The sequence below is a fragment of the Actinopolymorpha sp. B17G11 genome (assembly GCF_040196095.1).
Lineage (GTDB): Bacteria > Actinomycetota > Actinomycetes > Propionibacteriales > Actinopolymorphaceae > Thermasporomyces.
On the sequence record NZ_JBEFTW010000001.1, the window covers coordinates 128,320 to 143,741 of the forward strand.

The following is a 15,422-nucleotide window of genomic DNA, read 5'->3' on the forward strand; positions in this document are numbered from 1 at the left end:
CACTGTCCGTAGCGGCGGCTGCCGTGAGGGCTACGACTCAGCGGTCCTTGGCGGTGGCGGCCGAGTAGACGAGGGTCTTGCCGTCCGGATGCCGCAGCCGCAGCTGGTCCGCGTCGATCGTGAACTGGACGTCGCCCTTCAGCACGTCGAGGACCGTCCGCTCGACCTCGCCCGCAGCGCCCGGGCAGGCGATCAGGGTGCCCTGCAACGACCCGAACGCGATGGTCGAACCGGAGACGGTCGCCTCGCCACCGAAACCGTTGCAACCGCTGAAGCCCCTGACCTCTCCGCCCTTGGTGAAGGTGAGGTCCGGCGTCTTGTCCAGCTTCGGCACCGACGACGCCACCTCCCCGTCGATGATCGTCGTGAGCTTCCAGCGGGTGCCGGTCAGCGGGCGGTCGGGTTGGGCGACCTTGCGGTCGAGGAGGACGATTCTCGACTCGCCCGAGGTGAGGATCAGCCGGTCGCCGTCGACGCGCCATTCCGGGCTGGTGTCGAAGAGCTTCGCCAGCCATTCGTCCTGCTCGTGCCGGGCGGGATCGCAGCCCATCTCGGTCGTCGCGAGGCCGCCGCCCACGTCGAGCCGGCTGTCGTCGAGGCTGACCTCACCGGACATGGAGTTGCAGCCGGCGTTGGCGAGCAACCGGCCGTCGTCGGTGAACTGCAGGCTGATCCGGGTGCCGTCGACGAGTGCGCGGGGGGCACCGGAGTCCGTGACCTCGGTCGAGAGGTACGTACGTCCGCGTAGCTGGTCCTCCGCCTCGGATCCGGCGCCTGGGTCCACTGTTGTCACCCCTCCGCCGCAGCCACCGGTGCCAGCGGCAGCCAGGAGAAGGGCCAGGCATCCGAGCAGTCTGCGAGATCTCATAGCCATTCAGACGGTTCGCCGTCGCCGGAGGTTGCCCGGCGCGGCAGGCGCGGCGGGCGCGGTGTGCGGGATCCCGGCGCCGCTGGGATTCCGGCCCACACCGGCCCCGCCGCGGTCTGCGGTGGGTCTACGAGCCGAGCTGTCGGAGGAGGGTGGCGCAGAACGCCGGCAGGTCGGCGGGCGTACGGGACGTGATGAGGTTGCCGTCCTCCACGACTTCCTTGTCGACCCACTCGGCACCGGCGTTGACCAGGTCTGTCCTGATGGAGTGGTACGAGGTCACCGTCTTGCCGCGCACGATGTCCGCCTCGGCGAGTACCCAGCCGGCGTGGCAGATCGCCGCGACCGGCTTGCCGTGTTCGTACGCCTGGCGGGTCAGGCCGACCAGCTTCGCGTCCGTACGCACCTTGTCCGGTGAGTAGCCACCCGGCACGACGACGGCATCGAAGTCATCCGCCCGCGCGTCGTCGGATCCGAGCTCGACCGTGACCTTCGTCCCTTTCTTGCCGGTGACTTCCTTGCCCTTCTCCCTGCCGACGACGACGGCCTCGTGTCCCGCCTTGCGTACCTCGTCGTACGGGACCTGGAACTCGGAGTCCTCGAAGATCTCGTCGACCACAAATGCGACCTTTGCCATGGTTCTCCCCGCTTTCGCTTCTCGAGGTCGGGGCCAGTCGGTCGGACTACCCGACAGCTCCAGCCTTACACGCTCGCGGGCTCCCTACAGCTGCCCGCGGCTGCGGAGCAGGCCGAGGCTCACCAGGCCCGCCGGAAGCAGCAGCCACAGCGTCACCAGCCGGAACAACGCCACCGCCGGCAACGCCACGGTGAGCGGGGTGCCGGTCGCCGTCAACGCGGCGACGAGCGCCGCGTCGACCGAGCCGAGTCCACCAGGCACCGGGACGATGTTGCCCGCCGTACTTCCGAGCAGGAGAACGCCCGCCGCCGTCAGCAACGCCAGCGACCCACCGAACGCATGCACGGACGACCACAGCGCGAGGATGAGCCCGCCCGAGACGCAGACCGCGCCGGCGACGCTCACGACCGCCCGCCGCGGCTCGCCCGCCATCGCCCGCAGCGACCGGGACAGCTCACCCAGCAGCATCCGGACCCGAGCCTCCGCCAGGGGAGACCTGCGTACGACGAGGACGACGGCACCTGCGGCCACCGCTGTCCCGGCCACCGCGGCGAGCGCGATCCACAGGCCGTCGGCGCTCAACAGTTCGGCCTCGGCACCGGCCGCGATGGCAACGGGCGGGAGCAACAACAGCGCCAGCAGCAGTTGTACGGACTGCGCGACCGACACGGCGCCGAGCGAGGCCGTCCCACTCACGCCGGCCCGCCGGAGGTACTGCACGTTGACGGCGGCGGCACCCACCGCTGCCGGCGACACGATGCGCAGCAGCGACCCGGCGACCTGTGCGGCGAACGTCGGCCAGAACCGCAACCGGGTCGGGCTCGCGCCGGAGAGGTTCCATGCGTTGCCGGCGAGCGTGAGCCCCATGCCGGCGACGGCGAGCAGCGCCCAGCCGAGGTGCAGGTTCGCGCGCCACAGCCCGGGGTCGAAGGCGTTCCGGTTCTCGTACGCGAGCCAGCCGACAAGGCCGACCACGGCGGCGAGGACGAGTACATGGCGGCCACGCCACGACAGCCGGAAGTCACGGTCGCGACGTGCCCCACGCCCGTCGCGACGTGCGACCTCCGCTGTGGTTCTCGATCCGCGCCCGGTGCGGTTCTTCGCCACGGGCGGAGTCGATGCGTGTCGGGAGCGGGGATTCGCCAGAGCAGGCGCATGGGTGGTCCCGGCAGACGTTTCCGGCCGAGCCGTCACCTCAGGAGCCAGGCTCATCAGTTGTCACCTCCCGCGATCGCACGCGTCCACCATTCCGACCGGTTCACCTGACGCGACCGGTTCACCTGACGCGACCGGTTCACCTGACCCCGCCAACGCAGCTGACCCGACCGGCGCGACCGGCGCCGACCGCCGACGCAAGGCGGTCTTGACAGCCTTCCCACACTTGAGGGCGATCAAGACGCCGACAACGAGGAGCACGCCGTAGCCGAACAGACCGAGCGAGCCGTTCACCCGCGCGAGCTGGCTGCCCGCCAACGCGCCGGCACCGGCGTACACGAGCGACCAGATGACCGCCGCGGCACCGCACCAGCGCAGGAACCGTCCGATCGGATAGCCGAGCGTTCCCGCGACGACCGGCAGCATCGCGTGGACCACCGGCGTGAACCTGGCGGTCACGATCGCGCGTCCACCCCAACGGTCCAGCGCGCGGCCGGTACGGATCCAGCGGCGTTCGCCGAGGCGCTGGCCGAGCCGGCTGTGCCGGAGACGCGTCCCGTAGCGGCGGCCCAACGCGTAGCCGGTCGCCTCCCCCACGAGGGCACCGGCGATGCCGGCGACGACCACCGCCACGAACTCGCCGGGCGTCGTCACGGTGGCGCCGGCGACGAGGAGTACGACGTCCCCGGGAACCAGCAGCCCGACGAACAGCGACGTCTCGAGCGAGACCGCCAGGACGGTGAGCGCGACGAGCACGCCAGGATGCAGTGCGGTCACCATGGCATGGAGATCGGCGAGGGTCCCCGTCACCGACATGCGTACCCCCAGAATTCTCCTGCGAACGGCATGGATCCACCGTGCCGTCCGGGACCCTCCACGCACATCGGGGAAGGGCCCGCGCCCACCCTGGCAAGCCCCTCAGGGTCGGCCAGGGTCGTCGTGCGGTCGGGCTCGGCCCCGGTCACCTGTCAGAGGTATGTCGCCATAGATGACGAGATACCTTCGACAAGTCCGCAGGCACCCGGCGCTTGGCCTGGAGCTCTACGGTGGAGTGGGCTCTACCGTGGAAGGGATGGCCAGAATGGCTGCCGAGCCGGTCACGCTCGCAGAAGCTCTCCGCACCCTCGCTGACGACGCGCTGGTGCGGTTGTTCCGCGCCCGACCGGATCTCGTCACCCCGTTGCCGTCGGACATCGTGGCGCTCGCGGCCAGGGCGACGACCAGGAGTTCGCTGGCACGGGCGCTGGACCGTCTCGACCGGCGCGAGCTCGCGGTCGTGGAGGCCGTGGTGGTCGCCGCGCCACAGGTCTCCCGGGCCGCCCTTCGGACACTTCTCGACCTCCCGAACGAACAACTGGACGCGACCCTGGCCCGGCTGCGTTCCCTTGCCCTCGTCTGGGGCCCCGACGACGCGTTGGACGTGGCCGCCGTCGTCCCCGATCTGCTCGGCCCGCACCCCGCCGGCCTCGGACCGCCGGCGGACGACCCGCGCCACGCCGACAGCGCACACCTGGCCGCACTTCTCGACGAGGCCGGCGCGGAGGCGCGATCCGTCGCCGAACGCCTGGCCGCCGGGCCACCCATCGGGCTGGTGTCCGACGCCAACCGGACCGTCACGGTCGAGTCCGCCCGCAGCCCGGTCGAGCAGCTCCTCGCCCGCGGCCTCCTCGTCGCCCGCGACGCCCGGTCCGTGACGCTGCCCCGGGAGGTCGGCCTCCACCGCCGCGGCGGCCGGCTTCTCCCGGCCGGCGAGCTCGATCCGCCCGCGCTGGCGGGGACCGCCCGCGACCAGGCGCTCGTCGACCGGACCGCCGCCGGTACCACGCTGGACGTCGTACGCCTGGTCGAGCAGCTCCTCGACGCGTGGGGTGCCGAGCCTCCGACGATCCTGCGCGCGGGCGGTGTGGGCGTACGCGACCTGCGCCGTACCGCCTCGGGTCTCGACGTCGACGAGCCCACCGCGGCACTGGTGATCGAGACTGCGTTCGCCGCCGGACTCGTCGCCGTCGGCGACGACGACGGCTGGCTTCCCACCCCCGCCTACGACACCTGGCTCGCGCTTGAACCCGCCGACCGCTGGGCCAGGATCGCGGGCGCCTGGCTGTACTCGACCCGGGTGCCGGGGCTCGTCGGGAGCCGCGACGACCGCGACAAGCTCCTGCCGGCGTTGGCACCGGACGTCGAACGCAGCGTCGCCCCGGACGTCCGCCAGCTGGTACTCCAGGTTCTCGCGGAGGCGCCGGCGAACACCGCGCCGGACGCCGAGGCGGTCGCGGCCCGGGCGCAGTGGTTGCGGCCCCGGCGGATGACCGCGTTCGTCCGCCAGCTCCTCGACTGGACCCTCACCGAGGCCGCCGTCCTGGGCGTCACCGGCCTCGGTGCCCTCGCCGCCCACGGTGCTGCCCTGCGTGAGAGCGAGAAGGCCGCCGCCGCAACGCTCCTACCGCTGCTCCCCGAACCCGTCGACCACGTACTCCTGCAGGCCGACCTCACCGCCGTCGCCCCCGGCCCGCTGCGGCCCGAGCTGGCCCGCGCCCTGGCGAGCATGGCCGATGCCGAGTCCCACGGAGGTGCCACCGTCTACCGGTTCAGTGCGGAGTCGGTCCGTCGCGCCCTCGACGGGGGTCGGACGGCGGCGGAGCTGCACGACCTGGTGTCCCGCCACTCGGCCACGCCGGTGCCGCAGCCGCTGTCGTACCTCATCGACGACATAGCCCGCCGGCACGGCCACCTCCGGGCGGGCACCGCGACGGCGTACCTCCGCTGCGACGACCCGGCCGCGCTCGACGCGCTGCTGGCCGACCGCCGGACCACACCCCTCGGCCTGCGCCGGATCGCACCGACCGTGGTCATCGGCCGGCAGCCGGTGAAGGTGATCGTCGACGAGCTGCGGGCCCTTGGGTATTCGCCGGTCGCCGAAACCCCGGAGGGCGCGCTGGTGCTCACCGGTACGCGGGCCGGGAGGACCGCCGAGGCGCCGGCACGGGCGGGCACGACAGGTCCGCGAGAACCCGAACCGGACGTGCTGATGGCCGCCGTACGCGCCGTCCGGGCCGGCGATCGGGCCCGGGCCAGCCGGCCCGCCGGGGCCGCAGTGGGGCAACTCCGGCGTACCGCCTCGGCCGAAGCTGTCGAGGTTCTTCGGGCCGCTCTGGCGGGTGGATGGTCGGTCTGGATGGGGTACGTAGACCAGCAGGGGGGTGCCCGCGACCGCATCGTTGACCCGGTTCGGATCGACGGGGGCTGGCTCACGGCGTATGACCATGCGGCGGGAGAGGCACGGACTTTCGCCCTGCATCGGATCACTGGCGCCGCGCCGGTCGACTAACGGGTCTTTCGGGTCCCGCTAGGGTGACTCCCGGGGTGAGGGGGATCGACCAGGGGAGGGCTCGCCACCGATGTTCGCCCGCAGGAAGGTACGCCGCACGACGTCAGCCAGGACGAAGACGTCCGGGACGAAAAGGCCGAGGACCACGAAACGCCGTACCCAGACACTCACCGACCACCAACTCCAAACCCGCCGCCGCAGGATCCGGCGTGCGAGTGTGGCTCTGATCTCGACGTTCATTCTCGGATTCGGACTTCTCGCCGACTGGTACGGGCTGTGGCTGCCTACCGAGGCCCTGGTCGGAGTACCGACCGCCATGGACCGGAAGGTCGAGCAGGGTCCTGACGTCACCGCGCCGGCCGACGACGCGCCGGTGTCGAGGAACAAGGATCGGGGGCCGTTCCCGGTATCGACCAGTCCTGCCGCCCCGAGCACCGCCACGCCGCCGTCGGCTTCGTCCACGCCAAGGGCACGGCCGCCGAAGGCGGTGACCATCGTCACCAAGGGCTCCGGGGACTTCGGCGTCGCGGCCGGAGGTACCGGACGGACCGGTTCTGGCCCGCTGATCAAGTACCAGGTCGATGTCGAGAGGGACCTTCCGTACCCTCCCGCCGAGATCGCGACGACCGTCGACAAGATCCTCGGCGACCCGCGCAGCTGGGCGGCCGCCGGATGGGCGACCTTCCAGCGCGTCGACAGCGGTCCGGTCGACCTGCACATCCTGCTGGCGACGCCCGCGACGGTGGACCGGCTCTGCGCGCCGCTGCAGACCAACGGCGAACTGTCCTGCCGCACCGGGGACCGGGTCGTGATCAACGCGAAGCGCTGGGCGTTCGGTGCGGAGGCGTTCGGCAAGGACGTGGTGAACTACCGCAACTACGTCGTCAACCACGAGGTCGGACACCGACTGAGCAAGGGGCACGTGGACTGCGCGGGGGCCGGGCAACCGGCGCCGGTCATGATGCAGCAGACCAAGGGTGTCGGCAGCTGCAAGGCCAACCCGTGGCCCCTCGGCTCCGAACTCGCCCGCGACTGACACCGCACACCGACCACCAAGCACCGATCACGTGCGGCGGTCACGTCATCGAGGGCCCAAGGCGAGCGCGGGGAGGTCGGCGAGCGACGGGAGTACGTAGGTCGGCGGCGGTTCGGCGCTCCCGGCCGCCGCCTCGTCGGTGACACCGGTCAGCACCAGCGCGGTGTCGAGTCCGCCCCGGTGACCCAGCTCGACGTCGGTCTCCAGCCGGTCGCCGACGACGAGTACCTGGTCGGCGGCGAGCCCGAGGCAGTCGAGCGCCGCGGCCAGCATCAGCGGTGACGGCTTGCCCATCACCGCCTCCACCTCGCGACGGGTGCTGGTCTCGAGTGCCGCGATGATGCCGCCGGCGTCAGGTACCTCACCGCCGTCCACCGGGCACGTCCGGTCCGGGTTGGTCGCGACGAACCGCGCACCCGCCCGCAGCGCCCGGAACGCCTCCAGCCACGTCTCGTACCGGAAGGTCCGATCGAACGACGCCACCACCAGCTCCACCTCGCCACCCCGCTCGACGACCTTCGCCCCGGCGGCGCGAAGCTCGTCGCGCAGGCTGGTCTCGCCGAGGAGCAGGACCCGCGCGCCCGGCATCTGCGTACGCAGCCAGGACGCCATCACCCCACCCGAGGTGACGACGGACTCGCGTCCGGTCGGGACGCCGAGCCCGGTCAGGCGTTCGGCGTAGGACTCGGCGGTACGCAACGGATTGTTGGACACGAACGCCACCCGTACGCCTGCCGCGCGGAGGGCGTTCAACGCGTCGACCGCACCGGGCAACGGCCGCCCGGACAGGTAGACGGTGCCGTCGAGGTCGCAGATGATCCCGGCGTAGCCGGCAGCGCGCCGACCGTCCTGGTGGACGCTCATCACAGATACCTCAACCAGAGATAGGGCAGGGCGAGTACGACGGTCACAGCGGCCACCACCGAACCGTACTTCGTGAACTCCCAGAAGCTGATGGGGTACCCGTTGCGCCGGGCGATCCCGATGACGACCACGTTGGCGCTCGCGCCGACCGCGGTCGCGTTGCCGCCGAGGTCGGCGCCGAGCGCGAGCGCCCACCACAGCACGGTCTGCCCGGCGAGCGGACCGTCAGGCGCGACCAGCTGCGCCACCACGGGGCTCATCGTCGCGACGTACGGAATGTTGTCGACGAGGGCGGACAGCACCGCCGACCCGAACAGCACCACGACGACGGCGAGTCCGGCCTCCCCGCGTACCGTTCCCGCCAGCCAGTGCGCCATCGCGTCGATGACGCCGACCTTCACCAGCGCTCCCACCATGACGAACAACCCCATGAAGAAGACGAGCGTCTCCCACTCCACCTCCTCCAGGTAGGACCCGGCGCTGAGCCTGCTCACCACGACCAGCACGCCCGCCCCCAGCAGCGCCACGATGGACGGCTCGACGTGCAGGGTCGAGTGGAGGACGAATCCCGCGAGCACGGCCGCCAGGACGATCAGGCTGCGCCGCAGCAGGCGTACGTCATTGATCGCTTCCCGCTCGTCCAGATCCATCACCTCGGCCACCTGACGCGGATCGGCCTCGAACTCACGCCGGAACAACACCCGGCACAGCACGACGAACACGACGAGGAGCACCACGATGAGCGGCGCGAGGTGGACGAGGAAGTCGTTGAACGTCAGGCCGCTCCGGCTGGCGATGATGATGTTGGGTGGATCGCCGATGAGGGTGGCGGTGCCGCCGATGTTGGAGGCGAGCACCTCGGCGATGAGGTAGGGCTCTGGGCGTACGCCTATGCGTTGGCAGACGAGCAGGGTCACCGGAGCGATCAGCAGCACCGTCGTGACGTTGTCGAGGAACGCCGAGGCGACTGCGGTGAGCAGGCACAGCAGCACCATCACCCGGAACGGGTCGCCGTGCGCCCGCTTCGCCGCCCAGATGGCCAGGAACTCGAAGATGCCGGTCTGCCGGAGTACGCCGACGATGATCATCATGCCGAGCAGCAGGAAGATGACGTTCCAGTCGATGCCGGTGTCCTCGGAGTAGAACACGTCGTGGGCGCCGACCACGCCGAACGCCAGCACGATGCCCGCGCCACCGAGAGCGGCCGCGAGGCGGGGGATACGTTCGGTGGCGATGAAGACGTACGCCGCCACGAAGACCGCGAGCGCGATCCACAGACTCACGAGGGGACCCGCCTCGGCGGCTCGGCCAGGATGCGGCTCCGCCCTTCGTACCTCCTCATGAGGCGTGGAGGGCCAGCGACAGCAGCCGGGACGCCGTGACGACGCCGAGCACGTGGTCGTCGTCGACGATCGCCACCAGCGGACAGCGCAGGCGCGCCATCAGGGCGGCCAGCTCGAGCACGGTGTCGTCACCGTGGAGGATCGGGAGTTCGGGCAGTCGCTCCGGCAACATGTCACCGACGGTGAGCGGGCTGAGCTGGTTGACGATGCTGTCCGCGGCTTTCTCGCCGAGGACCCGCGCCAATGACGGGTCGTCCTGGATGTACTTCGGGACGACGAACCGCACCACCTGTGAGGCCGGCAGGACCGCGATCGGCCGACCGTCCGGGGTGGTGACGAGCAGGCCGGGCAACCTGTGGTGGCCCAGGAGCTGGGCGGCCTCGAGGGCGTCGGCGTCGCTGGTGACGGATGGGTACTCCTCAACGAGGTCGCGCGCGAGCATGGTCAGACGCTATCGCGACCCGCGGCTCGGCGGGATCGTCCAGCACGGTCGGGTTCGCGGGCGGTCATTTACCGGTCCGCCGGTAGAGAACCGGGTTCATCTCGGTGTCAGGAACCTCGCCAGGTCGCGCACCCGGGAACCACGCTTCGAGGTCGATCTCCTGGTTCCGGTTGGTCGGTTCGCTGATGATCATGTCGGCGTCGATGTAGATGACCGTCATGACCCGGCGTGGGATCTGCGTGGTGTTCGGGCCCGCGTGGTGGAACGTCCAGCCGGAGTGGAAGCTGGCGTCTCCGAGCGCGAACGCCTCCTCCACGAACGGGAACCCCTGCTCGGCAACCGCACGGCCGATCGCGGCCTCCGACTCGTCACTGATCGCCAGCTCCCGTCCGTAGGAGAAGTGGTGGCTCCGGGCGGCGAACGCGAGCGGTCCCATCTCGAGCGGCGTCTCCTGTAGCGGCAGCCAGAACGTGCAGCAACGGTCGGTGGAGAGCGGCCAGTAGTACTGGTCCGCGTGCCAGGGCGTGAGGCCGCCGCCGGCTTCCTTGTAGAGCGCCTGGTCGTGGTAGAGACGTACGCCGTCGACGCCCAGCAGGTCCGCCGCGATCTGGGCGAACCGCCGCGCAAATACCAGCTCCCGCACCGCCGCACTCTCCCGCCACAGGTTGGTGACCTGCAGGAACGCCTTCTTGTACGTCGACCGCTCCGCGAGCGGCAGGTGCATCGTGTTGAGCTCGATCACCTTCGCGGTGACCTCTGGCTCGTACGCCTCGACCAGTCCCCGGCTCGCCACGCCGGAGAGCTTGACGAACCCCTGCTCGTCGTAGGCCTTGACGTCGGCCGGATCCACTGCGTACGGCGTGTCCAAGGTGAGCTGCGGTGTGCCCGTCATCGTCGGCTCCCTTCGTCGGCGCGTCGCCACACATGGTGGCATCGCCGGCTCACGATGTCGCGCGCCCGTGTAGCGCCGCGGCCCGTCCTGCCCCGCCAACCCGCCCCTTCCCCGTGATCATGATCGTGATCATGAAGATTTTGCGGCGTACACGCGACTTTCCCTTCATGATCATGGAACGGACAGGCGGAAGGCGGGAAAGCCCGGAGCTGCCTCGCGGAGGTCCTCATCGGGTGAGTTCTTGTCGAGGTTGTCGAAGAACATCCCGACCTCCCAGCCGAACCGTTTCAGGTAGGCCCGCAGGATCGGGATCTTCTCGCCGTCCGGTAGCTCCTCGGCGCGGACCGGGGTGACCCGCCGGCCGAGGACGAGCTCACCCGAACCGGCTGCGCGGAGATTGCGTACCCACTGGGTGTGCCCGCGCGGCGCGACGAGGTACCTCACACCGTCCACCTCGAGCAGATTGACCAGCGTCGTACGCCATTCGCCAGAGGTCCGGCCACGGACGCGGAGAAGCCGTGAGCCGAACAGGCTGACGCCGTGGCCGGTCAGCCAGCGCGCCGCCCGGTGGACGGAGTTGCCTCCCGGCTTGGGAGCGAGATAGCGGAAGGTCGGCTGGTCACTCATGGGTGCGGCCCTTCAGTCCAGAGGAAAGTGTGAGCAGTGCTCTCGAATGAGGTCAGTGTTCACGCACGCTGAAAGGCTGTCAAGAGCAGTGCTCTCGATTGTGGTCAGCGCTCTCAAAGATGTGGCAGGATGTTCGGCATGCCGAAGGTTCGAACCGCGAGGGAACGCGCCCGGTCCGAGCTGACCCGCGAGATCAAGGACGAAGCGCGCCGTCAGCTCGCGACACACGGCGCCGAAGCCCTCTCGCTCCGAGCGGTCGCCCGGGAGCTCGGCATCGTCTCCTCGGCGCTCTACCGTTATTTCCCCAGCCGTGACGACCTGCTGACCGCGCTGATCATCGATGCGTACGACGCCATCGGTCAGCAGGTCGAGGACGCGGACGCGCGGCGGAGGCGAGGCGACTTCCTCGGCCGGTGGCGCGCCTGTTGCCACGCCGTCCGCGACTGGGGGCTTGCCCATCCTCGGGAGTACGCACTGATCTACGGCTCGCCGATCGTCGGCTATCAGGCACCGCGTGACACCGTGGACTCGGCCGCTCGGGTGCCACGCGTCCTGCTCGCGGTCGTCCGCGACTGCGCCGAGGCTGATGCGCTCGAACCGCCGTCCGGGCTGCCGCGGGCCGCGGCGAGACAGGTCGACCAGCTGGTCACCGCGGTCGAGGACCTGCAGCTTCGCGGGGTCCCACCGGCAGCGCTTGGCGCCGTCCTGACGGCATGGACCCAGCTCTACGGGATGGTGAGCTTCGAGCTCTTCGGGCACCTCGAGGGGCTGTTCGACGACAAGCGGGCGCTGTTCGAGCACTCGACGGGGCAGCTGGCCCAGCTCATCGGCCTCCGCCCGCGCTCGCGGCGCGGCTGACGAGCCATCCCGGCAATGGAAGAGGCGCCAGTGTGTGCGCCCTGCACCCGCCATGTGCCCGCCAGCCATGCGCGCCTTGCGCGCCTGGCCGGCCGCAGGACTAAGCTGCCGACATGGGACGAGGATCTCGAGCGAAAGTTCGCTGGAACAAGGACCGCGCCAGGCGCAAGCGTCTCCGCGACAAGCGCAAGGCCGAGGAGAAGGGCGTGGCGCGCAAGGGAGCCGCGTAGGTATGACCATCGAGTCCTCCCCGCACCGCCCCGTGGACACCCCCACGTCCGCTGTCCTCGGTCACTTCCCCGGCGGCACCGCCGTCTCGCGCGTACGCATCTACGACTGGCCCACCCTCGACGGCCTGCGCGGTGGGTCCCCACACATCCACCTCGTGTGCACGGAGGGATACATCGTCGCGGCCGGGGTGGGCCGGTTGCAGACGCTCGGTCCTGACGGATATCTCGAGGTTCCCCTCCAGGTCGGCGACGTCGTGTGGTTCACGCCAGGCGTCATCCACCGCGCCGTCAACGACGGCGGACTCGAGGTCCTGGTCGTGATGCAGAACGCCGGACTGCCCGAGGCCGGCGACGCCGTGCTCACCCTGCCGCCGGAGATCCTCGCTGATCCCGAGCGCTACGCCGCCGCCACGGCGCTCGCCGCGCCCGACCGACTCGACGATGCTGACGGGCACGCCGCTCGCCGCCGCCGCGACCTCGCCGTCGAAGGGTTCCTCGCCCTCCGCGAACGCGTCGCCGACGAGGGCCCGGACGCGCTCACCGAGTTCCACGATGCCGCGCACCAACTGGTCCGCCCCCGGCTGGACGCGTGGGAGCGGCGGTGGAGCGACGGCCCACTCGCCGCCGCCCACGAGACCGGCCGCCAACTCGCCGGACTCCGGGGAAGCGATGCCTCCCATCTGCGGGCGGGGGGAGTCCACGCGAAGTCGGCACCCACTGAACGCTGGGGGATGTGCGGCCGGCTGTCGACGTACGATCCACTCGCGCGATAACGTCCAGCTTCGCCCGTTTCGGTCATGACCGGCATCGGTCGCTGCCGCGTATTCTTTTGGCAGGGTCGGCGAGCCGGTCGGGCTGGCCAGTAGGATCCGCCTCCCCGCGGATCCCCCGGACGCCTGGGCCTCGTCGCGACGAGACCAACCCCCGGCGTACGCACACGTGACGGGAGCGAGCAGACCGCGAGAGACGGACCGGACGCGCGGGGACCGACGCAGAGGAGACAGCCGCCGTGAGCCACAGCGAGCTCATCGACACCACCGAGATGTATCTCAAGACCATCTTCGAGCTCGAGGAGGAGGGCATCGTCCCTCTTCGTGCCCGGATCGCTGAGCGGCTCCACCAGTCCGGCCCCACCGTCAGCCAGACCGTGGCCCGGATGGAGCGCGACGGCCTGGTCACGGTCGAGGGTGACCGGCACCTCGAGCTCTCGCCGAAGGGTCGGCAGATGGCCACCCGGGTGATGCGCAAGCACCGGCTCGCCGAACGCCTCCTGGTCGACGTGATCGGGCTCGACTGGGAACTTGCCCACATCGAGGCGTGCCGGTGGGAGCATGTCATCTCCGAGGAGGTCGAACGCCGCCTGGTGGAGATCCTGGGCCAGCCGTTGATCTCCCCGTACGGCAACCCGATCCCCGGACTCGACGAGCTCGGCGGCAAGGGGCCGGTCGAGGATTTCCTCGACGGTGTCGAGCGGCTCAACCGCGTGGTCGAGAGCCTGCGCGGGACCGACGAGGAGGCCAAGGTCCTCATCCGTCGGATCGGCGAGCCCGTCCAGGTGGTACCGGAGCCGATGGAGGTCCTGCACCGGGCGCGGGCACTTCCCGGCAATGTCGTGATCGTGGCGCCGACACCGGCGGGCGCCCTGCTCACCGCCGTCGACGCAACAGAAGGCGGCGGTACCGCGGAGATCTCCGACGATCTCGCCAGCCACATCTTCGTCAAGCGAATCTGAGCCGGCATCGCAGGTGACAGCGGACTGGCCGGGTTATCTCGACGAGTTTCACCAACGCTACGCGGGCTACACCGAACAGGTTCTCAAGAGGTGCACCGCGGGTCGACTCACGCCGTACGCCTGGATCATCCGTCCAGTCGCCGGCCGGGGTCGGCAGGTGCTCGACCTGGCCTGCGGGAGCGGGGCCGTGACGGCCGCCCTCGACGCCGAGTCCGGGCGCGAGGACGTGGGCACCTCGGGGCCGCGGGTGGTGGGTGTCGACCGGTCGATGGCGGAGTTGGCGCTCGCGCACCAACGGCACGGAGCCCGGGTCGTGTGCGCCGACGCCACCGCCCTTCCGTTCGCCCCTGAAAGTTTCGACGCGGCCGTGTGTTCGATGGGCCTGATGGTGGTGCAGCCGCTCGCGGCGACTCTCACCGAATGTGCACGGGTGCTCCGGCCTGGCGGGATGCTCGCGGCGACTGTGGCGTCGGCGGTCCCGTTGCGGCCCAGCGACCTCGTGATCCTCGGCCCGTTGACGGCGCGGCTGCGGACGCCTCCGCAGTTTCCGGGTGGGGGCGAGCTCGCGGGCATCACCGACGGGTTGGCCGAGGCCGGGTTCGACCTGATGGAGGACGCCCGCGAGCGCTTCGTCTTCCGTGTACACGGTCGCCGCGACGCCGAGTTGCTGTTCCGCGCCCTCTACCTTCCGGACGTCCCTGACGAACGCCGGAATGCTGCCTTGCAGTGGCTTGCCGACCGGGGGAGGAATCGGCCGGACGGGGTGGAGGTCGCCATTCCGATCAGGCGGGTCATCGCACTGCGCCGCTGACCCATCGCACCTCCGGGAGATATCTCGTACGGACGGTTTCTCCCGCGGCCGGGACGACAATGTGTCAGGTGGTCTCAGCGGTGGCACGAGGACGTACGCCCGGACCGGCGGGAAGCGCACGGTAGGCGATGAGCAGGATGACCGCGACGAGCGGTTGGAGAATGTCACTCGGTATCGCGCCGATGTTCGACGGAGCGGTGTTGTCGTGCGCCATCCACTCCATGATGTGGCCGATGGCGTCGCCCCAGTACAGAATCGCGATGGCGACGACCGCAGCGGTCAACCATGAGTCCCGTTTCCAGATGCACATGACGCCGAGCACACCCACCGTGATGTCGGCCCACCCGACTTCCCACTGGAACATGCTCTGGCGATAACCGATACTCGTCGCGATCTGGTCCGATGTCGGCCCGATATGGCTGATACCTCCAACAATTGCCCAGACCCCGCCGCCGACGACGAACCACAGCAGCCACAGCTCGACCATCCGCCGCCTGGTACGGGGTGCGGGGTCGCGGTCGAGAAGGGTGTGGAGCAGGGCGCCGCCCACCAGTGTCGCCAGGGTGAATGTGAAGAACCACATGCGCCCAAGGCTATGG

17 protein-coding genes are annotated in these 15,422 nt (G+C 70.3%); 6 read left to right on the forward strand and 11 right to left on the reverse strand.

Annotated elements, in window-relative coordinates; all coding sequences use genetic code 11:
* Positions 1–37 precede the first annotated feature (37 nt).
* The 4 genes from ABN028_RS00580 to ABN028_RS00595 form a co-directional block, all read right to left on the reverse strand.
* Positions 38–784 carry an META domain-containing protein gene (locus ABN028_RS00580; RefSeq protein ID WP_349329623.1) on the reverse strand — a complete coding sequence of 249 codons (747 nt, stop codon included), beginning with the start codon at positions 782–784 and terminating at the stop codon, positions 38–40.
* Positions 785–995: 211 nt separating this feature from the next.
* On the reverse strand, positions 996–1,505 hold the full coding sequence (locus tag ABN028_RS00585; protein WP_349695187.1) for a type 1 glutamine amidotransferase domain-containing protein: 510 nt from the start codon (positions 1,503–1,505) through the stop codon (positions 996–998).
* 84 nt (positions 1,506–1,589) lie between these two features.
* On the reverse strand, positions 1,590–2,612 hold the full coding sequence (locus ABN028_RS00590; RefSeq protein ID WP_349695188.1) for a lysylphosphatidylglycerol synthase transmembrane domain-containing protein: 1,023 nt from the start codon (positions 2,610–2,612) through the stop codon (positions 1,590–1,592).
* Positions 2,613–2,723: 111 nt separating this feature from the next.
* Entirely contained in the window at positions 2,724–3,476 is a 753-nt protein-coding gene (locus ABN028_RS00595) for a DedA family protein (protein WP_349695189.1), read from the reverse strand.
* Between the two features lie 265 nt (positions 3,477–3,741).
* Here ABN028_RS00595 and ABN028_RS00600 point away from each other — a divergent pair, with 265 nt between their 5' ends.
* Positions 3,742–5,988: a helicase-associated domain-containing protein gene (locus ABN028_RS00600; protein WP_349695190.1), complete on the forward strand. Its 2,247-nt coding sequence runs from the start codon at positions 3,742–3,744 to the stop codon at positions 5,986–5,988.
* An 18-nt stretch (positions 5,989–6,006) separates the two neighbouring features.
* Here ABN028_RS00600 and ABN028_RS00605 read toward each other — a convergent pair whose 3' ends face one another.
* Positions 6,007–6,159 carry a hypothetical protein gene (locus ABN028_RS00605; RefSeq protein WP_349695191.1) on the reverse strand — a complete coding sequence of 51 codons (153 nt, stop codon included), beginning with the start codon at positions 6,157–6,159 and terminating at the stop codon, positions 6,007–6,009.
* A 46-nt stretch (positions 6,160–6,205) separates the two neighbouring features.
* Between ABN028_RS00605 and ABN028_RS00610 the strand changes: the two genes are divergently transcribed.
* Positions 6,206–7,024 (forward strand): DUF3152 domain-containing protein, encoded by an 819-nt coding sequence (locus tag ABN028_RS00610; RefSeq protein ID WP_349695192.1) that lies wholly within the window; start codon positions 6,206–6,208, stop codon positions 7,022–7,024.
* A gap of 45 nt (positions 7,025–7,069) precedes the next feature.
* On the opposite strand, the gene ABN028_RS00615 is transcribed toward ABN028_RS00610, so the two are convergent.
* From ABN028_RS00615 to ABN028_RS00635, 5 genes are all read right to left on the reverse strand, one after another.
* Positions 7,070–7,888, reverse strand: coding sequence for an HAD-IIA family hydrolase (locus tag ABN028_RS00615; RefSeq protein WP_349695193.1), 819 nt, complete (start codon positions 7,886–7,888; stop codon positions 7,070–7,072).
* Entirely contained in the window at positions 7,888–9,171 is a 1,284-nt protein-coding gene (locus tag ABN028_RS00620; protein WP_349695194.1) for an ArsB/NhaD family transporter, read from the reverse strand. The genes ABN028_RS00615 and ABN028_RS00620 overlap by 1 nt, the downstream gene beginning before the upstream one ends.
* Positions 9,172–9,226: 55 nt before the next feature.
* Positions 9,227–9,673 carry a CBS domain-containing protein gene (locus ABN028_RS00625; RefSeq protein ID WP_349329615.1) on the reverse strand — a complete coding sequence of 149 codons (447 nt, stop codon included), beginning with the start codon at positions 9,671–9,673 and terminating at the stop codon, positions 9,227–9,229.
* 64 nt (positions 9,674–9,737) lie between these two features.
* Complete coding sequence (locus tag ABN028_RS00630) at positions 9,738–10,565, reverse strand: phytanoyl-CoA dioxygenase family protein (RefSeq protein WP_349695195.1); 828 nt, start codon at positions 10,563–10,565, stop codon at positions 9,738–9,740.
* A 171-nt stretch (positions 10,566–10,736) separates the two neighbouring features.
* Entirely contained in the window at positions 10,737–11,192 is a 456-nt protein-coding gene (locus ABN028_RS00635) for a nitroreductase/quinone reductase family protein (RefSeq protein ID WP_349329613.1), read from the reverse strand.
* Between the two features lie 138 nt (positions 11,193–11,330).
* On the opposite strand from ABN028_RS00635, the gene ABN028_RS00640 reads away from it, so the two are divergent.
* The 4 genes from ABN028_RS00640 (at position 11,331) to ABN028_RS00655 (ending at position 14,823) form a co-directional block, all read left to right on the forward strand.
* Complete coding sequence (locus ABN028_RS00640) at positions 11,331–12,050, forward strand: TetR/AcrR family transcriptional regulator (RefSeq protein ID WP_349695196.1); 720 nt, start codon at positions 11,331–11,333, stop codon at positions 12,048–12,050.
* 232 nt (positions 12,051–12,282) lie between these two features.
* A complete protein-coding gene (locus ABN028_RS00645; RefSeq protein ID WP_349329611.1) occupies positions 12,283–13,053 on the forward strand; it encodes a cupin domain-containing protein in 771 nt (256 codons plus the stop codon).
* Positions 13,054–13,289: 236 nt separating this feature from the next.
* Complete coding sequence (locus ABN028_RS00650; protein ID WP_349695197.1) at positions 13,290–14,012, forward strand: iron-dependent transcriptional repressor DtxR; 723 nt, start codon at positions 13,290–13,292, stop codon at positions 14,010–14,012.
* 13 nt (positions 14,013–14,025) lie between these two features.
* A complete protein-coding gene (locus ABN028_RS00655; protein ID WP_349695198.1) occupies positions 14,026–14,823 on the forward strand; it encodes a class I SAM-dependent methyltransferase in 798 nt (265 codons plus the stop codon).
* Positions 14,824–14,887: 64 nt separating this feature from the next.
* Here ABN028_RS00655 and ABN028_RS00660 read toward each other — a convergent pair whose 3' ends face one another.
* Positions 14,888–15,406 (reverse strand): DUF6790 family protein, encoded by a 519-nt coding sequence (locus ABN028_RS00660; protein ID WP_349695199.1) that lies wholly within the window; start codon positions 15,404–15,406, stop codon positions 14,888–14,890.
* Between the last annotated feature and the right edge of the window lie 16 nt (positions 15,407–15,422).

Excerpts from the sequence above, each read along its gene's own strand:
- ABN028_RS00585 (WP_349695187.1), bottom strand. The coding sequence starts at position 1,505 with ATGGCAAAGGTCGCATTTGTGGTCGACGAGATCTTCGAGGACTCCGAG.
- ABN028_RS00595 (WP_349695189.1), bottom strand. The coding sequence starts at position 3,476 with ATGTCGGTGACGGGGACCCTCGCCGATCTCCATGCCATGGTGACCGCA.
- ABN028_RS00600 (WP_349695190.1), top strand. The coding sequence starts at position 3,742 with ATGGCTGCCGAGCCGGTCACGCTCGCAGAAGCTCTCCGCACCCTCGCT.
- ABN028_RS00615 (WP_349695193.1), bottom strand. The coding sequence starts at position 7,888 with ATGAGCGTCCACCAGGACGGTCGGCGCGCTGCCGGCTACGCCGGGATC.
- ABN028_RS00625 (WP_349329615.1), bottom strand. The coding sequence starts at position 9,673 with ATGCTCGCGCGCGACCTCGTTGAGGAGTACCCATCCGTCACCAGCGAC.
- ABN028_RS00630 (WP_349695195.1), bottom strand. The coding sequence starts at position 10,565 with ATGACGGGCACACCGCAGCTCACCTTGGACACGCCGTACGCAGTGGAT.
- ABN028_RS00635 (WP_349329613.1), bottom strand. The coding sequence starts at position 11,192 with ATGAGTGACCAGCCGACCTTCCGCTATCTCGCTCCCAAGCCGGGAGGC.
- ABN028_RS00640 (WP_349695196.1), top strand. The coding sequence starts at position 11,331 with ATGCCGAAGGTTCGAACCGCGAGGGAACGCGCCCGGTCCGAGCTGACC.
- ABN028_RS00645 (WP_349329611.1), top strand. The coding sequence starts at position 12,283 with ATGACCATCGAGTCCTCCCCGCACCGCCCCGTGGACACCCCCACGTCC.
- ABN028_RS00660 (WP_349695199.1), bottom strand. The coding sequence starts at position 15,406 with ATGTGGTTCTTCACATTCACCCTGGCGACACTGGTGGGCGGCGCCCTG.